The organism is Psychrobacillus sp. NPDC093200, assembly GCF_050280345.1.
GTDB classification, from domain to species: Bacteria; Bacillota; Bacilli; order Bacillales_A; family Planococcaceae; genus Psychrobacillus; species Psychrobacillus faecigallinarum.
On the sequence record NZ_JBNNVC010000001.1, the window covers coordinates 538925 to 555634 of the forward strand.

13 protein-coding genes are annotated in these 16710 nt (G+C 36.5%); 11 read left to right on the forward strand and 2 right to left on the reverse strand.

Annotation, left to right across the window (positions count from 1 at the left end; translation table 11 throughout):
- The first annotated feature begins 71 nt into the window (after positions 1-71).
- Complete coding sequence (locus ACQKNZ_RS02745) at positions 72-1268, forward strand: glycine C-acetyltransferase (RefSeq protein ID WP_427658897.1); 1197 nt, start codon at positions 72-74, stop codon at positions 1266-1268.
- A 964-nt stretch (positions 1269-2232) separates the two neighbouring features.
- On the opposite strand, the gene ACQKNZ_RS02750 is transcribed toward ACQKNZ_RS02745, so the two are convergent.
- Positions 2233-2868 carry a hypothetical protein gene (locus tag ACQKNZ_RS02750; RefSeq protein WP_427658015.1) on the reverse strand — a complete coding sequence of 212 codons (636 nt, stop codon included), beginning with the start codon at positions 2866-2868 and terminating at the stop codon, positions 2233-2235.
- 169 nt (positions 2869-3037) lie between these two features.
- Here ACQKNZ_RS02750 and ACQKNZ_RS02755 point away from each other — a divergent pair, with 169 nt between their 5' ends.
- On the forward strand, positions 3038-3997 hold the full coding sequence (locus ACQKNZ_RS02755; protein ID WP_427658017.1) for an L-threonine 3-dehydrogenase: 960 nt from the start codon (positions 3038-3040) through the stop codon (positions 3995-3997).
- Positions 3998-4181: 184 nt separating this feature from the next.
- Positions 4182-5483: an NCS2 family permease gene (locus ACQKNZ_RS02760; RefSeq protein WP_427658019.1), complete on the forward strand. Its 1302-nt coding sequence runs from the start codon at positions 4182-4184 to the stop codon at positions 5481-5483.
- A 257-nt stretch (positions 5484-5740) separates the two neighbouring features.
- Here the strand turns inward: ACQKNZ_RS02760 and ACQKNZ_RS02765 are convergent, their stop codons facing one another.
- Positions 5741-6082: a hypothetical protein gene (locus ACQKNZ_RS02765; RefSeq protein ID WP_427658021.1), complete on the reverse strand. Its 342-nt coding sequence runs from the start codon at positions 6080-6082 to the stop codon at positions 5741-5743.
- 538 nt (positions 6083-6620) lie between these two features.
- On the opposite strand from ACQKNZ_RS02765, the gene ACQKNZ_RS02770 reads away from it, so the two are divergent.
- The 8 genes from ACQKNZ_RS02770 (at position 6621) to ACQKNZ_RS02805 (ending at position 16644) form a co-directional block, all read left to right on the forward strand.
- A complete protein-coding gene (locus ACQKNZ_RS02770) occupies positions 6621-7601 on the forward strand; it encodes an NADPH:quinone reductase (protein ID WP_340844110.1) in 981 nt (326 codons plus the stop codon).
- Between the two features lie 404 nt (positions 7602-8005).
- A complete protein-coding gene (locus ACQKNZ_RS02775) occupies positions 8006-8695 on the forward strand; it encodes a response regulator transcription factor (RefSeq protein ID WP_427658023.1) in 690 nt (229 codons plus the stop codon).
- On the forward strand, positions 8692-9930 hold the full coding sequence (locus ACQKNZ_RS02780) for a sensor histidine kinase (RefSeq protein ID WP_427658025.1): 1239 nt from the start codon (positions 8692-8694) through the stop codon (positions 9928-9930). Before ACQKNZ_RS02775 ends, ACQKNZ_RS02780 begins: the two co-directional genes overlap by 4 nt.
- 117 nt (positions 9931-10047) lie before the next feature.
- On the forward strand, positions 10048-11055 hold the full coding sequence (locus tag ACQKNZ_RS02785) for an alpha/beta hydrolase fold domain-containing protein (RefSeq protein ID WP_427658027.1): 1008 nt from the start codon (positions 10048-10050) through the stop codon (positions 11053-11055).
- Positions 11056-11425: 370 nt separating this feature from the next.
- Positions 11426-12814: a helix-turn-helix transcriptional regulator gene (locus ACQKNZ_RS02790; protein ID WP_427658029.1), complete on the forward strand. Its 1389-nt coding sequence runs from the start codon at positions 11426-11428 to the stop codon at positions 12812-12814.
- A 62-nt stretch (positions 12815-12876) separates the two neighbouring features.
- Positions 12877-13776 carry a hypothetical protein gene (locus ACQKNZ_RS02795; RefSeq protein WP_427658031.1) on the forward strand — a complete coding sequence of 300 codons (900 nt, stop codon included), beginning with the start codon at positions 12877-12879 and terminating at the stop codon, positions 13774-13776.
- Between the two features lie 282 nt (positions 13777-14058).
- Positions 14059-15447, forward strand: coding sequence for an MFS transporter (locus tag ACQKNZ_RS02800; protein ID WP_427658899.1), 1389 nt, complete (start codon positions 14059-14061; stop codon positions 15445-15447).
- A gap of 15 nt (positions 15448-15462) precedes the next feature.
- Positions 15463-16644 (forward strand): amidohydrolase, encoded by a 1182-nt coding sequence (locus ACQKNZ_RS02805; protein ID WP_427658033.1) that lies wholly within the window; start codon positions 15463-15465, stop codon positions 16642-16644.
- The last annotated feature ends 66 nt before the right edge of the window (positions 16645-16710 follow it).

Sequence of the window (16710 nt, forward strand, 5' to 3'; positions counted from 1 at the left end):
AAAAGAGACATATCTTAGTCTTTCTTCTATAACAATGGTAAAATAAAATGGACTATTTGTTTGAAAGGAAGATGAACTTGTCTAATGTATTAAATAACTTTTTAACAGAAAACCTAGAGCAATTAAAGAGTCAAGGTCTATATAACGAAATCGATCCTGTTGAAGGAGCTAATGGCCCAATTATAACAGTTGGCGGAAATGAGCTAATCAACCTATCCTCCAACAATTATTTGGGACTAGCTACAAATGACGAATTAAAGCGTATTGCAAAAGAAACGATAGATAAATATGGTGTAGGAGCGGGAGCAGTACGTACGATTAACGGAACGCTAGACCTACACGTAAAGCTAGAGGAAAAGCTTGCTGAGTTCAAAGGAACAGAAGCAGCAATATCTTATCAATCGGGCTTTAACTGTAATATGGCTGCAATTTCTGCGGTAATGGACAAAAATGATGCGATTCTTTCTGACCAATTAAACCATGCATCCATCATCGATGGTTGCCGACTTTCTAAAGCTAAAATCATTCCATTTAACCACTCTGATATGGATGATCTTCGCAATAAAGCGAAAGAAGCAACGAAATCTGGCCAGTACAACAAAGTAATGGTAATTACAGATGGCGTATTCTCGATGGATGGTGACATTGCAAAGCTTCCAGAAATCGTTGAAATTGCAAAAGAATTTGACCTAATCACGTATGTGGATGATGCACATGGTTCTGGTGTTACTGGTAAAGGTAAAGGAACAGTGAAGCACTTTGGTTTAGAAAAAGAAATCGATTTCCAAATTGGAACACTTTCTAAAGCAATCGGGGTAGTCGGTGGATACGTTGCAGGGAAGAAGGACTTAATCGACTGGTTAAAGGTTCGTTCACGTCCATTCCTATTCTCTACTGCTTTACCACCTGGCGATGTAGCAGCAATAACAGCTGCAGTCCAAATGATCATCGATTCCACAGAGCTTCATGACAAGCTTTGGGAAAATGGTGACTACTTGAAGGCGGGCTTATCTAAGCTTGGATTTGATATTGGTGCATCTGAAACACCAATCACTCCATGTATCATTGGAGACGAAAAACTAACTCAGCAATTCTCTAAACGCCTATTTGAAGAGGGAGTATATGCAAAATCTATTGTCTTCCCTACGGTACCTAAAGGAACTGGACGCGTTCGCAACATGCCAACAGCTGCCCATACAAAAGAAATGCTAGATGATGCCATAGCTACTTACGAAAAAGTTGGAAAAGAACTAGGCGTTATTAAATAGAATAAGATACCGGCTACCAATTGTTTGGTAGCCTTTTTTTGTGGGGGATACAATCGCAAAGTTTCTCTAAGTGGCAGTTAAATATAGGGGAAGATAAACGGATGCGAAGCGTCTCCTAAATGCTAGAAATCGTCTCCTAAGTGGTGGTTGCGCCCCTAAATATGGAGAAATGTCTCGTAAAACAGTGAGAAGCGCTCGTAAATGATGAGAAGTGTCTCCTAAATGCTAGAAATTGTCTCCTAAGTGGTGGTTGCGCTCCTAAATATGTAGAAATGTCTCGTAAAACGGTGGAAAGCGCTAGTAAACGATGGGAAGTGTCTCCTAAATGCTAGAAAGAGTCTCCTAAAGTAAGATGGCGCCCCTAAATATGGAGAAATGTCTCCTAAAACGGTGGGAATCGCTCATAAATGGATGAGAAGTGTCTCCTAAACGCTGGAAATCGTCTCCTAAGTGGTGGTTGCGCCCCTAAATATGGAGAAATGTCTCGTAAAACAGTGAGAAGCGCTCGTAAACGATGGGAAGTGTCTCCTAAATGCTAGAAAGAGTCTCCTAAAGTAAGATGGCGCCCCTAAATATGGAGAAATGTCTCCTAAAACGGTGGAAAGCGCTCGTAAACGATGGGAAGTGTCTCCTAAATGCTAGAAATTGTCTCCTAAGTGGTGGGTACGCTCCTAAATATGGAGAAATGTCTCCTAAAAGGGTGGGAATCGCTCATAAATGGATGAGAAGTGTCTCCTAAACGCTGGAAATCGTCTCCTAAGTGGTGGTTGCGCCCCTAAAAATGGGGAAATGTCTCCTAAAACAGTGGAAAACGCTCGTAAATGGATGGAAAGAGTCCCCTAATGCCACGAATTATCGTTAAAAATATAAATGATATTAGTTAATAGTAAAAAGCCCACCGTAGTGGGCTTTTATATTGAAATCGAATGATCTTACTGCCGGGTTCCAAGAATAATTGGTCCACTCATTTCAAATTATTTATCTCTTTCTGAAAAGAATAATAAAGGCTATATTTTTGGACGCCTGTTGCAAGCTCAATGCTTTTGTTCGCTTCTTGTTCATAGAGGTCGTTGTTGCCTTGCTCTTTTGCGATGACAGCTTCGATTGCATGCTGCATCCAACCTTTTGGGAGTTGAACCTTCAGTGTATGAGCCTCATCAAAGTCTCCTTTAAGAGCTTCTACATATGCTAAATAATAGGTTCTTAATGGTTCTTTGCTTATTTGTTTAGCTAGGTGCTCGAATTTAGAGGCGTTGTTTTCAAAAAGTGCCAATATGGTTTTATATACTTCCTGCATATAGGGCTGTTTGTGCCTTATCAAAATTTCCTCTAAGGAGCGTATGATCTGTTCTCGATCGCCAGTTTTCAAAGCTAGCGGGTAAGCAAATATCGGCTTTCGCTTATTCTTTTCTAGATATTGCTCTATCTTTTTCAAATTTTTTGATTTATAAACCGTATACATTTGAGGTACAACTATTAAAAGTAAATATACGGCTACTACTACCAAATAAATTAACCAAAAAGGTAAATTGAAAAAAGTCATAACCATAGTCAATATTACCCCTAGCAAAAAAATGAGTGCATATTTTAATATTTTCATAAAAACCTCCTAATTAAACTATTATATCAAAAAATGAAATCGGATATGGTTGTATTTCACGAATGAACACGATATAATTATTACTTGATAAACGCAGTGATATCAAGGTGTTTTATTGATATAATGTACTTTCTAAAAATACAATTGTTTTTGAAAGGGAGAAATAAATATGAAGAAAATTATGGTTACCGGAGCTTTAGGACAAATTGGTTCGGAACTAGTTGCGAAACTACGAAAAGAATATGGTTCAGACAATATTTTGGCAACAGACATTAGACATATATCATCGCCAGTAACAGAAAATGGTCCATTTGACCTTTTAGATGTGACGGATGGAGAGAAAATGCATCAGCTTGCGAAGAATTTTCAAGCGGACACCATGATTCATATGGCTGCATTACTTTCTGCAACAGCAGAAGCGAAGCCGCTATTGGCGTGGAATTTAAATATGGGTGGATTAGTAAATGCATTGGAGGCTTCACGTGAATTAGGGATGCAATTCTTTACTCCCAGCTCTATTGGTGCTTTCGGACCTTCTACTCCTAAGAAAAACACACCCCAGGATACATTGCAGCGTCCAACTACTATGTATGGAGTAAACAAAGTATCAGGAGAATTGCTATGTGATTACTACTTTCAAAAATTCGGCGTGGATACAAGAGGAGTTCGTTTTCCTGGATTGATCTCCAATGAGACATTACCAGGGGGTGGAACAACTGACTATGCAGTTGACATTTACTATAAAGCATTAGAGGATGGCGCTTACACGTCCTATATAGCAAAAGGAACATATATGGATATGATGTATATGCCGGATGCGCTTCAAGCGATTGTTGATTTAATGGAGGCAGATCCGACTAAGCTAATTCATCGTAATGCATTTAATGTAACGGCAATGAGCTTTGAACCGGAACAAATTGCTGCATCTATCCGCAAGGAAATACCTTCCTTTAAGATGAATTATGAAGTAGACCCAGTTCGCCAAGCAATTGCTGATAGCTGGCCAGACAACATTGATGCGACTGCAGCAAAAGAAGAGTGGGGCTTTACGTATAAATACGATTTAGACGCAATGACGAAGGATATGTTACTAACGCTAAAGAATAAAAAAACGGCAGGCTCCTTATAAAGGACCTGCTTTTTTTTTTATAACAATTAATATAAATTTGCGTACTACTTAATTCTTAAAGTGAATGTAAACGGAGAATTTTGAGAATAATGACTTTGAGTAAAAGGGTTGTATTTTATCTAAAAAACGAATAATATATTTAATGTTATTAAAAATGTTCGTGTTTAAGGAAGAAGGTAATAAAATGTTTCGTTTGAAGGAGCATAGTACGAATGTAAAGACTGAACTTATTGCTGGAATGACCACATTTCTCACAATGGTATATATCGTTGTTGTAAATCCGATTATTTTATCGGATGCAGGTGTACCACTTGATCAAGTGTTTATGGCAACTATTATTTCTGCTGTTATCGGTACATTATGGATGTCGCTTTGCGCCAATTATCCAATCGCAATTGCTCCTGGTATGGGATTGAATGCATATTTCACTTACGCTGTCGTGTTAGCGTCAGACGGAAAAATTGATTATTTAACAGCTTTTGCTGCTGTTTTCGTAGCAGGTATAATTTTTATTCTTTTATCTTTAACACCTTTGAGAGAAAAGTTAATAACGGCAATTCCGAAAAATTTAAAACATGCAATTACTGCAGGTATTGGGTTATTTATTGCCTTTCTAGGCTTACGAATGGCTAAAGTAGTTGTGGCAAGTGATAGTAACTTAGTGATGCTAGGTGATTTAACTTCCCCTGGTGTTCTCTTAACTTTATTTGGTTTATTAATCACTGTTATTTTAATGGTACGTAATATAAATGGTGCATTATTTATTGGTATGGTTATTACTGGTATCCTAGCTGTGTTAACAAATCAACTACATATTGATAAAGTGGTAGCTCTGCCTCATTTACCAGAAGGTATTTTAATTTGGAATCCAATTGAAGCAATTAGCCAAGTTATTTCTTATGGTTTATACGGAGTAGTATTCTCATTCATTTTAGTTACACTCTTTGATACTACAGGTACTATGGTTGGTGTTGCTAAACAAGCTGGTTTGATGAAAGACGAAAAATTACCTCGTGCTCGTCAAGCATTACTGGCTGACTCAGTTGCGACGACTGTTGGGTCTATGTTTGGAACTAGTCCGACAACAGCATTTGTTGAGTCTTCATCTGGTGTTGCTGTTGGTGGCCGTACAGGTTTAACTAGTTTAACCGTTGCTGTTTTATTCATAGTTGCTTCTTTCTTTGGACCTTTAGTAGGTGCCATATCTGGTGTTGCGGCGATTACCTCTCCAACCCTAATTATTGTTGGTACATTGATGATTGGTTCTGTAAAAGAAATTGAATGGAGTAAATTTGACGAAGCATTCCCTGCTTTCTTAATCATCTTGATCATGCCTCTTACTTCAAGCATTGCAACTGGAATTGCTTTTGGGTTTATCATTTACCCTATTTTGAAAATAGTTAAAGGTGAAGCAAAAAAAGTACATCCGATGCTATATATATTTGCTATCCTATTTGCATTTCAATTATTGTTTTTACCACACTAATAAAAATAAAATGCTCCCTGCATATTTAGATGCGGAGAGCATTTTTTTAGTTCAGAATGCTAAAGAAATAAAAAGTAGTTATTTTAAGAAGGTTTAATCTTCTTTAAGTTCAATCTAATTAAAGGATAATAAGACATTGGATCAAAATAGATATCGGAACATAGTAAGTTCTTATTTCACTCTTTGGCACTTCCATCACTTCATTTAGTAAAAATCCACCAAATAGGTGAGCTTGGGATAAATTTCACTTAGTAGTTTTATTCAATAGCGAACGTAGCAAACCAACCATTTAAAGATCTTACAGCTTGGATTAAACTCATATCACCGAATTCTTCATAATAATGGGTCTCTTGTATATCGGAGAAGTTGGAATAAAATACTTCAATGGTGTTGTCCTCTGAAACAGCTATAATTTGCCCATCTTTGTAACCTATATCGTTCCTTGTTAAATATGAGTCGTCTAAAGTGTCTGAAGCAGATATAACTTGGCCATCTACGTAACTTTTATCGTTCTCGTCTGCAAAAGAATTTGTAGAAAATGAAAAGAACACAAACACTAATCCTATTAAAAACAATGATATGCTTAATAGTTTTTTCATTTACATCACCTTTCTCCATATTAATTTCCTTAATTATACCTAAAAATACAGAATATTCAATAAAGGGAGTTAAATACATTTTTTTGAGGTGGATAAGTTTCGATAGATTAGGTTTTTTTTGATGTTTTTTAACATTGGGTCTTAGTTACAGGTCTCTTAGGAAATTTTAATTTTTTTTTGAACTTATAGCAACAGGTTGGTTCAATAAGAGAAAACTAATTTGAAGTTAATGCTTGATTATATTCGTGCTTAATTTAAGGGGGAATGTTTTTGAAACACGCAAAGTTAAAAATGTACTTTTCGGATAACCGTGTGGCTAATTCGAAGGATTACAAGAAATCAATAGATTATCAATTTACGTTATATTTATAATTTTACTTTTCCTTGCGGCAGTATTTGGTAATTTTCTGATTTTGGCATGGTTGCTAACGTGTGCTCAAGTTAAACAAAAAGAGATTTGGCGATCAGTATGAATTGTTATATAAAAACTGTAAATTAATAATTTTCTGTATATAATAAATGAGAGGAGGTTGACAACATGAAAGCAATTCAAGTTACAAATTTTGGTGGACCTGAGAAGTTAGCATACACAGACGTTGAGGATGTAGTAGTAGGAAAAAAAGACGTATGTATTCGTTTATACGCTGCGGGAGTTAATTCGAGTGATACCTATACATTAACAGGTACATATGCGTTTTGTGTACCGCAATTGCCTTATACTCCTGGCTTAGACGGTGCAGGGGTTGTAGAGGCGATTGGAGAAGAAGTCACAAATATTCGAGTTGGTGACCGTGTATTTATTGCTTCTTTACTGAGAAGTAATAGTACCGGGACATTTGCACAAAAGATGGTGTGTGATGAAACGTTGGTTCATTTGTTACCAGACCATGTATCTTTTGAACAAGGTGCAGCATTAGGGGTACCTGCGTTAACTGCATATCGTGCATTATTTCAACGTGCCTGTCTGAGACCAGGTCAAACTGTTTTTATTCATGGAGCCAGTGGTGGGGTAGGATTACAGGCTGTCCAAATGGCAAAATCTCACGGTGCTAAAGTGATTGGGACAGCAAGTAAGCCTAAAGGTAAAAAAATGGTTAAGCAAGCTGGTGCAGATATCGTCATTGATCATGTGACTGAAGCAACGATTGAAGATGTGCTAGCCTTAACAGATGGCAATGGACCAGACGTAATTATTGAGTTTTTAGCAAATATTAATTTAGAAACAGATTTAAAGCTTATTGCACCATTTGGCAAGATTGTAATCATCGGAAATCGTGGTTCTATAGAAATAAATCCACGTCTTGCAATGCAAAAGGAATGTGATATTTTAGCAACGGCTCTTTGGAATGCACCGAAAGATGAATATGAACAAAGCATTCATGGTGTAATTGGAATGTTAAATAGTGGAGCATTACGTCCGATTATTGGTACTACTTTGCCACTTCAGCAAGCATCGCAGGCCTTTGATCAGCTATCAAAAGGTATAGGAAATGGTAAACTTGTTTTAATAATTGACTAATTATTTTACATAATAAAAGTTAACAAATTTTAGGAAATATTGTACTTAAACTAACGCAACAGGAACTTTAAGAGTCGCGTATTTAATTAAACAACTTTATTGTTAGCGTTTAGAATATTACGCCTTTAGGAACAGATTAAGCTAGTGTAAATCTAAAATTAAAACAATTAAAAAAGCAACGGTAAAAGTTCATTGTACACTTTTATCGTTGCTTTTTTTCAATTGATGGTTCGCTTTAATATTTGCGCAACAAAGAGTTATTCAATGAAAGTATACAGAAGAGGAGTTATGGTCAAAAAGCTATTCGAATTGCTTTTTTATTTAATATGTGAAAATATAGAGTTCGAAAAAACTATTAAAATAACAAAACAAATGAACTTTAGAGATTGAAGGGATTTACCGTAATGGATCATAACATAACCATATTAATCTGTGACGATAATGTCGCTGTTCATGAAAGTATTAATGCTTATTTACAAGCTGAAGGTATGAATAGTGTGTCTGCTTACGATGGAGAGATGTCACTCAAACTCCTAAAAGAAAACAATTTTGATCTAGTGGTACTTGATATCATGATGCCCGGTCTTTTTGGGACCGAAGTATGTAAGGAGATACGCAAAACTAGCGATATTCCTATTCTTATGCTTAGCGCTAGAAGCGAAGAAGTGGATCGGATTGTCGGACTTGAAATTGGTGCCGATGACTATATAACAAAGCCCTTTTCTCCACGAGAGATAGTAGTAAGGATCAAAACGATATTAAAAAGGGTGCAACCAAAAAAAGAAAATACCCACTATTTAAAAGCAGGAAATCTGTCCATTGATATTGATGGATATGAAGTTCTGATCAATAATCAGGAAATTGAATTTACTGCAAAAGAGGTGGAGTTTTTGACCTTTCTAGTCAAAAACACAGGGAAAGTGGTCAACCGTGAGGAATTACTGTACAAAGTTTGGGGATATGATTATATCGGAGACACGCGTGCAGTCGATACGCTAATCAAACGAATCCGTCAAAAAATCGCTAAAGCTTCTCCCGAGTTTTCCATAAAGTCCGTCTACGGTGTCGGTTATAAATTTGAGTTATTTGTATGAAGCGGTTATTTTCAAGTAAGCTGTGGATTGCATTTGTCATCCTATTGATATTTATTTCTGGTCAGCTGTTAGGGGCTTTTGCAATCAAACATTACTTTACCCAATCAAAAATTGAAGAACTCCAGCCGCCCCTCACGTTGATCGGAGAAGAGGTTGCGGATGGTGAAAATATAAGAAAAACCGATGATTATTTAATTAAGGCTTATGATGTCCATGGAATGGAAATCAATGTTTACAACGATGAACCAATCTCAAGATTTTCTTCTGATGCGAAAGTAAACAAGGAATTAACCTCGTATTTGCCAAAAATTATCAGTGGCAAAACCGTAGTTGAAATCCAGGAAGTACCGGGGTATTCTGCGCAAGCAATTATAATCGGGCAACCATTGGTTCAGGACAACAAAGTGACAGGTTGTATCTATTTATTAAAAGAGGCACGCGCTTATCAAGCAGCGCTTAATGGTTTTTACCTTGTATTCTTCGTAACTCTGGCTATTGGAACAATCATCATTCTGGTTTTTCTTGCGTTGTTTATCAAAGAGAAAAATCACCTTGAACAAATGCGCAAAGACTATGTCGCCAATATTAGCCATGAACTGAAAACACCGCTTGCATCTATCAAAGCTTTGACAGAGACACTGTCGGACCATGTTGTCAAAGATCAGGAAAAAATCGACCAATACTACAGCATCATCTTGAGAGAAAGTGTTCGCTTAGAAAAACTCATCTCGGATTTGCTTGAATTATCGAGGCTGCAATACAAAAAAACGGCATATACTAAATCAATCGTGAATACAAAAGAAATCATAGCGAAAGTTTCAGAGCCATTTGCTATTTTAGCAGACGACATGGATCTTCAATTTCAAATTACAGAACGTGCGAAAAGTTTGCCCGCAACCTATTCAAATGAAGATCGTATCACACAAGTGCTTACCATTTTGCTCGATAACGCGTTTAAGTTCACTCCGGAAAATGGCAAAGTGACTATCGACGCCAAAACGACAGCTCGTAAAGCGGAAATCATGATAATGGACAATGGCCCAGGTATTTCTAAGGAAGTTCTTCCGCACATATTCGAGCGGTTTAACAAGGAAGACTTATCGCATACAAGTACAGGCAGTGGCCTCGGGCTGTCCATTGCGCTCGAAATCATGGAACAGCTTGGGGAGAAAATCAGTGTGAAAAGTCAGGCTAATGCAGGAACCACATTTACTATCACCTTAAAAAAAGCATAAAATTTTTGGCAGAAAAACGTTCATTTTACCTCGTTTTTCTGCCATTTTTGTGCCACAATGTTTTGTTATGATCAATTTATAGAAAGAACATACAAAACAATTAGGAGTGAAGCACAAATGAAAAAATCTATATCAACAATTTTATCAATGTCCCTAGCAATGGGATTATTAGCTGGGTGTTCATCAAGCAGTTCCAAAGAAACGGCTCCAAAAAATAGTGAAGAAACGGAAACAACTCAGCAAGCAGAAACGAAACAACAGGTTGCTGAGGCAATTGATACCTCTTTCATTAAGAACAAACAATTAGATGTAAAATACGGCAGCCAATCGGAAACGCAAAAGCTGGACATTTATTTTCCAAATGAAGGCGAAGGACCGTTTCCAGTAATCATCGCAATCCACGGGGGTGGATTCATGCAGGGAGATAAAACAGGGACGGACCTGACTGCCATGATTGAAGGTGTCAATCACGGGTATGCAGTTGTAGCGGTCAACTATAGACTTTCAGGTGAAGCGATATTTCCTGCAGCGATTAGTGATATAAAAGCTGCAATTCGTTATGTTAAAGCTAATGCGGAAGAATACAACTTGGACTCTGAAAAGGTTGTGGCATGGGGAGGCAGTGCGGGCGGAAATTTAGCGGCACTAGTCGGTACGAGTGGAGATGACGACTCTTTAAATGGTCAAAATACTGAAAATATGGAATATTCATCTGAAGTACAAGCTGTCGTTGATTGGTATGGACAAATTGACTTTATGAAACTGGATGAGCAGTTTACGGAATCCGGAATCACTCCAAAAATAGGAGAACGAAGCTCAGATGATTCTCCGGAAAGCAAGTACATCGGAGGAAATATTACCGAAAATATAGAGGAAGTAGAAAAAGCGAACCCGGAAACTTACATTACAAAAAATGATCCAGCCTTTTTTATCCAACACGGAACGGCTGATCCGAACGTGCCAACGCAACAGTCCATTGATTTCTCTGAAAAACTAACAGATGTTTTAGGTGATGAGAAGGTAGAGCTTACACTGTTGGAAGGCGCAGTTCACGGAGGGGAACCTTTTAATTCAGAGGAAAACCTAAAAGAAGTATTTAGTTTTCTCAATCGTGTATTAAAATAAATTCTTGCGGGTGGCAATTTTGCCACCCTATTTTTATTTTATTCTCTTATTAAAATAGTGAATTATTTCTTTATAGCCTATGGTTATATCACTTGGAATGACGAAGGTTTGTTTAGGCTATAATTCAATGAATAGCACATATTAAATGTATATATGAAAATGGGTTAGACGGAATGGTAAGCTGCTACTGACTGTTTCTAGCTTGGAGTTCCTTATGTTATTTCGATGTATTCCCCTATAGTGCAAAATTTTTGATTATAAGATATATAATAAGGGAGATATCAATTGAAACTATTAAAAGTGCTAAAAATAGGATTAACGCTATTATTTGAGTTTAAGTAAGAACGAAAAGAGATTGAGGTGATGTATTTTGGATGAACGACAAAGGGACTTCTATCTTCGAATACAGAGAATCGGTTATGTAGCACCTTCATTGAATCGTGGAATTGAGTTTGTTCTAGTAATCGATGGGGAACTTAAGATTGAAACAAGAAATCGGATTTACCAGCTTAAAGATAAGGATTTGCTCATCATTAACCGAAATGAGCTTTTTGAAATGCAAGGAAATAAACAAAATAGCGTTCTTCGGTTTACAATTTCAGATACATATATGGATCAATTTTATGGAGAATATCGCAATCGGCGTTTTGAATGTTTTTCAGGTGATATCGATATGGGAAGAGAAGTTTTACTCGATCAGCTTAGGACATTTTTTGGTGAAATGGTGATTACCTATTATAGAAATGACGAAATCTATGCTATTGAAATGCAACGTCTTGTAAGTGAAATTCTATTAATAGTAATTCGCCGTTTTAAGGAAGAAGGAAGTGTGTTTGAAAAGATAAATACGGAAGATGAACGGCTTATACAAATCGTCGATTATTTGGGGAAGCATTTTCAAGAATCTATTACTTTAGAGGAAATGGCTCATAAAACATTTATGTCTCCAGGGTACTTATCACGCTATTTTAAGAAGGTTATGGGGATGGGATTCAGTCGTTTTCTTATGAATATTCGATTGAAACACAGTGTAAAAGACTTGCTCTACACAACAGATACAATTTCTCATATTGCAATGAAGAATGGTTTTCCAAATACAAAGTCTTTTACAAAATTTTTTAAAGAAGTATATGGAGAAACGCCTAAAGCATACCGAGAAAATCATGTAGAAGAGCAAGTGGGAACTATAGAGGTCACACAAATGGAAGATGTAGAAACATTGAATAATACCAAGGATATTTTTCTGAAGATAGGTTCATTACTATCAGAGAAAAATAATACGTATAGCAATACGGAAACCCGTTACGAAGAACTACATTTAGATGCAACTATTTCTACTAATGAAAAAATTTATAGACCAGATTATGTTTTGATTATTCGTGAGTTAAAAGAAATTTTAAGAGAAGATGTTCGAGAACAAGTCCTGTCGGTAAAAGATGAACTACATCTCAATTTCATAGGTATTCGAAACTTAGTTGGTAATACTACATTTCTTCCAACTGTCGAAACGGACGAACTTATAGCGACTTCGTCTCCATATTTTACAGCAGATCTCGCCATTAACTTTTTAAAAAAGCATGATCTGTCCATATTTAGTCGTGTAGATTATCAAGATATATCAACGGATGAAGAGGCATATTTCACAAAATTAAACGGCTTTTTACATCATTGTTTGTTAGCATATGGCGAGTCTTACGTGAGTAAGTGGCATATTCTTTACTACGAATCTTATTATTCAGGGGTGAGGGAAAAGAACTAAAACGAATTTATGAAAAGCTCTATCATACACTGAAAAAAAATGTTCCGAAGATCCAAGTGGGCATGTATATACCGTTTTCAACGGAAAAAGAAGGGACGAGTGTTCATCACGCATATTTATTACAGGATAGAGGTTATATAGACTTCATCAGCTACAGTGCAAATCAAAACGAAGCGATTGATTTTGAAGAAAGTAGAAATGATCGATTTTTATTCGCTAAAGATTATATTAAAGATAAAACAACTAAATTGAAAAGTTATTTGAAGCAGCTTCACATTGAAAAGCCACTTCATTTAATGACCTGGAATACGTTATCAGGAAATACACGATACACAAATGGAACATTTTTCAGAGGTGCATTAGTCTTGAAAAATGCTTTAGAAATTTCAAAAGATGTCCAGTCATTAGGATTCTGGATCAATACCGAATTACATGAGGTTGGTGATATACATCATCGAATTCAATTAGAAGGAATGGAATTATTTCATTTTTTTAAGGGGAAGCGTCCCGCTTTTCATGCAATGGCTTTTGCCGAGAAATTATCCGGTAGCATTATTGCACAAGGAGAAGATTATATCATGACGCAATATGATGGTGGTTATCAGTTAGTGCTTATGAACTGTACGAATATAAACCCTTATTTTTCAATTGAAGATGCTTTTCTCAAAAAGTTAAATAAAGACATTCGAATAACCATTTCTAATTTAGAACATGGGGAATATCAGGTTCGTAAATATATATTCGACAAAGATAATGGAGCTCTATATAAAAACTGGGGAAACTTAAGTAGTATACACGGTGTAGATTTAGAAGTGACTGAATATATTAATCGATTAAGTCATCCATCTATGCAAATATTCGATGAGTCAATTTTCGGAGATTGGTCATTCTATTCATACTTATCGATTAACGCCATTCATTTTTTTGATATCCGCAAAACGTACAATAAATCCTTCATTTAAATTATAAGTAGTCATCGGTGTTTAATTATACTGGTGGCATTTTTTTATGTTTGCATTTTCTCTCTTGATAAAAAATGAACCGTCTATTTTTTACCTATAAATAAGTTCTGTCAGAATATTATCCTTTGAAGTCAATGAAAAGAGCATAAATGACAAGGCGTACTAGGAGTTTCCTAGTCTAAAATATACGTAAGGAAAGCTTTCTGAGATTCAATAGATTCATTTAATAGTGTTTATGTATAGAGTTAGTAGTTCTACAAACACTAAAAAAAAGGAGTGAAAATTATGGAAAAATCCTACAAAGGTACAGATAAATTAATTACAGGGATTGTGTTTGGAGTAATTACTTTTTGGCTTTTTGCCCAATCGATGGTTAACGTCGTTCCCGCAGTTCAACAAGATTTAGGCGTTTCTTCTGGTACATTAAACGTTGCAATTAGTTTAACTGCACTATTCTCGGGTATTTTTATCGTTGCAGCTGGTGGTCTTGCTGATAAAATTGGACGGAAGAAAATGACGAATATCGGACTTATATTAAGTATTGTTGGTTCCCTTTGTTTAGTATTAGCTAATGGGTCAACACTACTCATTATTGGTAGGGTCATTCAAGGTTTATCGGCAGCATGTATTATGCCCGCAACAATTGCATTAATGAAAGATTATTTTGAAGGTGCTGAACGTCAACGTGCACTAAGCTACTGGTCAATAGGCTCATGGGGTGGTTCTGGTGTTTGTTCGTTGTTAGGAGGAGCTATTGCAACATATATGGGATGGAAATGGATTTTCATCATCTCCATTATTTTCGCAATTCTAGGGTTCTGGTTAATTAAAGATACGCCTGAAAGTAAAGCTAAACAAACTGGTAATACGAAATTTGATGTTAATGGTTTAATTGTTTTCATTATTACGATGGTGGCATTGAATGTTTTCATTACACAAGGTGCTGAAATAGGTTGGACAAACTGGGTTACAATCATCTTGTTAGTAGTTGCAATAATTGGAGCTATTATCTTTGTGAAAATTGAAAGTCGTAAATCGAATGCGTTAATCGATTTTGGGTTATTTAAAAATGCACCATATACAGGGGCAACCGTTTCGAACTTCTTGCTTAACGCTGTTGCCGGAACGCTGGTCGTTGCTAATACGTATGTACAAGAAGGAAGAGGATTTACATCTTTTCAATCTGGTATGCTTTCAATCGGTTATTTAATTGCCGTACTAGCTATGATTCGTGTCGGAGAAAAGATTCTTCAAAAGATTGGTGCTAAAAAACCTATGCTTTGGGGCTCGATTTTAACGCTGATCGGCGTTGGAATAATGGGCTTAACATTCTTACCGGATCTTACTTATACTGTGGTTGTATTTATAGGATTCGCTCTGTTTGGTTTAGGTTTAGGGCTCTATGCGACACCATCAACTGATACCGCAGTATCAAACGCACCTGACGATAAAATTGGAGCTGCTTCAGGTATTTATAAAATGGCGAGCTCCCTTGGTTCTGCTTTCGGGGTTGCGATCTCAGCAACTGTTTATGCAATGATTGCTAGCAATAACGGGGTAGATGCAGCTGCGACTGGAGGTATTATTACAAATGTAATTTTCGCAGTCATCGCATTGTTATCAATTATCTTCTTGGTTCCAAATAATGCAGGTAAAAATGAAGCCTCATAAAGGAGTTTGTCAGATATGAGAGAAAAATTAATGAAGTTGTTGGATGAACGTAAAGATGAAATGATTCGAATTCGTCGGTTTTTACATGAACATCCGGAATTATCATTTAAAGAAGAAAAAACGGCTCAGTATATTGTGGACTTTTACAAAGGGAAAAACGTCGAGGTACAAACGAATGTCGGAAATGGTTACGGAATTATTGTAACAATAGTAGGAGGAAAAGCAGGAAAAACAATTGGATTACGGGCAGATTTTGATGCGCTTCCAATTGTAGAAGAAACGCCAGTTCCTTTCAAGTCGAAAAATGAAGGTGTCATGCATGCATGCGGACATGATGGTCATACGGCTTACTTGTTAGTTCTAGCAGATTGTTTAATTCAACTGAAATCAGAACTATCCGGGACTATTAAAATAATTCATCAGCATGCTGAAGAGGTTCCACCAGGTGGAGCGAAAAGTATAGTAGAATCTGGACTATTGGATGATTTAGATGAAGTGTATGGAATTCACTTACTGCCAATTGCTCCTGCTGGAATGGTTGGTTACAATAAAGGCTATGCTTTTAATGGAAGGGCCTACATGAAATTGAAAATACAAGGCCAAGGTGGGCATGGTTCTTCTCCACATTTAGCAAATGATGCAATTGTTGCGGGTGCTCATTTTGTAACCGCTGTTCAAACCATCATAAGCCGCCGATTAAGCCCATTTGACATAGGAGTAATTACAATTGGATCATTTGATGGAGCTGGTACATTTAATGTGATAAAAGATAGCGTAGAGCTTGAAGGTGATATCCGTTACATGACTGTTGAAACGAAAGAAACGATTGAACGTGAAGTGAAACGGCTTGTCAAAGGACTCGAGGAAGAGTTTGGTGTAATTTGTACACTTACGTATACGCCAGACTATCCGCCCTTGTATAATAATCCTGAACTTACAGAAAAAGTGGCTGTAGCACTTAAAAATGCGAATATAAAAGAAATCACTGAAGTAAAAGAAGTTCCGCCAATGGCACCTTCCGAAGATTTTGCTTACTATGCAGAAAAGTTCCCTGCTTGTTTCTTTTATATCGGGTGTACACCAAAAGGCGTAGACAAGCCATATTTCAACCATAATCCTAAATTTGATATCGATGAAGATTCTCTTTTAGTTGCAGCAAAAGCCGTCGGACAAGTCGTTTGTAGTATGCAAGAATAAAAAAGTTGGGTCGTTCAAAATTTATTTTTTGAACGACTCTTTTGCGATTATACAGTCACATCTAGA